Origin of the sequence: Martelella mediterranea (assembly GCF_021021415.1) — a bacterium.
Lineage (GTDB): Bacteria > Pseudomonadota > Alphaproteobacteria > Rhizobiales > Rhizobiaceae > Martelella > Martelella mediterranea_C.
This window is the reverse complement of sequence record NZ_JAINWJ010000003.1, coordinates 1-2298: the sequence shown is the minus strand read 5'-3', so window position 1 is coordinate 2298 and position 2298 is coordinate 1. Positions and strand designations below refer to the sequence as shown.

At 56.6% G+C, this 2298-nt stretch carries 1 protein-coding gene and 1 pseudogene; both read right to left on the bottom strand.

Annotation, left to right across the window (positions count from 1 at the left end; genetic code table 11):
- Positions 1-42: 42 nt before the first annotated feature.
- Positions 43-582, bottom strand: a pseudogene (locus K7H91_RS01750) (IS630 family transposase); the annotation flags it as partial.
- Between the two features lie 504 nt (positions 583-1086).
- Positions 1087-2187 carry a hypothetical protein gene (locus K7H91_RS01740; protein ID WP_230718468.1) on the bottom strand — a complete coding sequence of 367 codons (1101 nt, stop codon included), beginning with the start codon at positions 2185-2187 and terminating at the stop codon, positions 1087-1089.
- Positions 2188-2298: the final 111 nt, after the last annotated feature.

Sequence of the window (2298 nt, the reverse complement as noted above, 5' to 3'; positions counted from 1 at the left end):
GAAGCTCACGCCGCCGCAACGTGCCACTCAGCCGCCGCTTACCGATTTCTCATCCACGCAGAGCACAATCGCCCGATCCGGCGGCGCCATATAAAGGCCGACGATATCCTGCACCTTGTCAACGAAGAGCGGATCGGCGGAAAGCTTGAATGTCTCGGCACGATGCGGTTGCAGGCCGAATGCTGTCCAGATCCGCCGGATGGTGGTGTGCGAAAGCCCGCTGTCGGCCGCCATTGAACGGATGGACCAGTGCGTGGCGTCCCTGGGCGTCGTGTTCAACGTGCGCTCGACAACCTCAGCAACCTTGGCATCGGAGACAGTTCGTGGCCGACCTGCCCGGTATTCGTCTGTCAGACCCTCAATGCCATCCTGTACGAACCGGCGACGCCACTTGCCAACCGTGTGCTCGTGAACACCCAAACGTTCGGCAACATCCTTGCTTTGCAGGCCCTGAGCGCAAAGCAGGACCATCCGGCATCGATCCGACAACGAACGCGGCGCTTTATGCCGACGCACCTGAGATTCGAGGAAATGACGATCCTCGTCGCTCAAAACGACGGGGCTTGCTTGCCTGCCAACCATGAAACAAACTCCTGCTCTTGTGACAGAAGGTCAACAAAATGCGGCTTACTTTTGTTCCATGTGACTAGCGTCTGCTTTACGCTTTCCTATGCGGTTGGCAGCTCGTACCTGTTTCGTAGCCGGAAAAGTTCGGCCGTGAAACCGCGGACGAGGGTGGACTTCTGAATATCGGTGAGAAAGAGAAGGTAGACGCAGAACACCACGTCGGGCGTGAAGGGGCGAAGCGCGATGGTTCTGCTTGTTATTCGGCGCGGCAGCAGGCTCCACGCGCTTTAAGTATTTCAAATACTTATCGTGCCGATCGACGTCGAACCCTTGTGCCGATTTACACGCTCAATTACACAAGCGACAGGGGATCGATCCTGACCGCTCGACACGAGCCGCCTGGGGCGGTCGCGCAGCCTGGCACCTGCGTCCGGTTCACCAAAGGCTGTTCGAGCATCTCAAGGACGCCGACAGCAAGAGACGCCTGAAGGCCGTTTTGCAAGTCGGTGCCGAACCGGACTAAAGACCGGGTCTGTCCAGGTCTTCCGCAGGTATCTCGTCTGTCGAGGCAGGGGGGTGCCCGGTTGAGCCGACAACCGTCCTCTTGATCAGCTTAAGAAATTTTTCGAAAATCTTTCTTGCTGGAGTTTGACGGAGGTCAGGATTCAGGAAGTTCTGGAGCCGTCCGGTGATATTTGGATTGGAGAGTTGGAAGCCTCTGGCGGAGAAATGGATTTCGCCCTGTTCCGCTGCAGAGAGCGTTTCCTCCATCGCAATCTCAAGCTCATCCAATGCGGAGACCCTGGCGGTCAAGTCGTCCTCTCGCCGTCGGATTTCCTCTTCGCGAAGCAAAAGCCGGGCTTCTCGTGTTTCAAGGTTCTTGGCGAACATCCTGGTCTGGTCCGCGATGTTTTGAGCCTCTGCCGCCGTTTCTCGCCGCATGTGTTTGACGTTCTTGATATCCCTTGCAAGTTTTGCGGCTTGTCGCTTGCGGGTGGCATGTTCGACGGTCGAAAGTCTCTCTTTGCGCGGCCCGTCGCGCAATAGCCCGCAGGGCTTTCCAACAGCGTCGTGATAGTGGTCCTGAAGAGCACGCATAGCATCGTCGTAAGCCTTCATTTCGGGCACGTGCGTGCGGAGCTTTCTCGCTTCGCGAAGATGGGCACTGTTCTCCCCGCGCCATAGTCGGAGCCGTTTCTGGTTTACCTGATGGACGCGAGTGCAGGCTTGCTCCCATTCGTACACAGCGGCCTCGTACTTCCGTTGATTTCGGACTCGCGTTTGCTGTTTTCTGGTCAGCTTTGGTTTTCGTGGTTTGCGTGGGCGTAGCAGAAGCTCTGGCTTTGGAAGCGGTGGGATCGCCGAGGAAGTGTCGTGTGCTGCGCGATACCTGGATGCTGCAGTCTTGCCGCAATGCAGGCTGGCCGCATTGAGCTTCGGGTCGTCCGCATTGATGGCCAAGATATGTGCGTGGACATACTCTTCGTCACGGTGCAGGACCGCGCTCCACTCGATGCCAGACGGCATACGGTTTTCGAAGTCCCTGAGCAATAATGCAAGCCATTGGTTAATTACATGCCTATTTTGCTCGAAGTTTTGCTGGAGTACCGAGCACTTCATGGGGTGAGAGTGAATTTCCGTATAGAGAGTTTGAGCGTCCTTCCTCAGGCGGCGCTCATATGTTCTCCCTGACTTGTCCCGTCTCAACGCCTTTGAGACAGATTTGGTTTA

What these genes read in the sequence shown, in the direction of transcription:
- K7H91_RS01740 (WP_230718468.1), bottom strand. Translation starts at nt 2,187, where the DNA reads ATGAAGTGCTCGGTACTCCAGCAAAACTTCGAGCAAAATAGGCATGTA.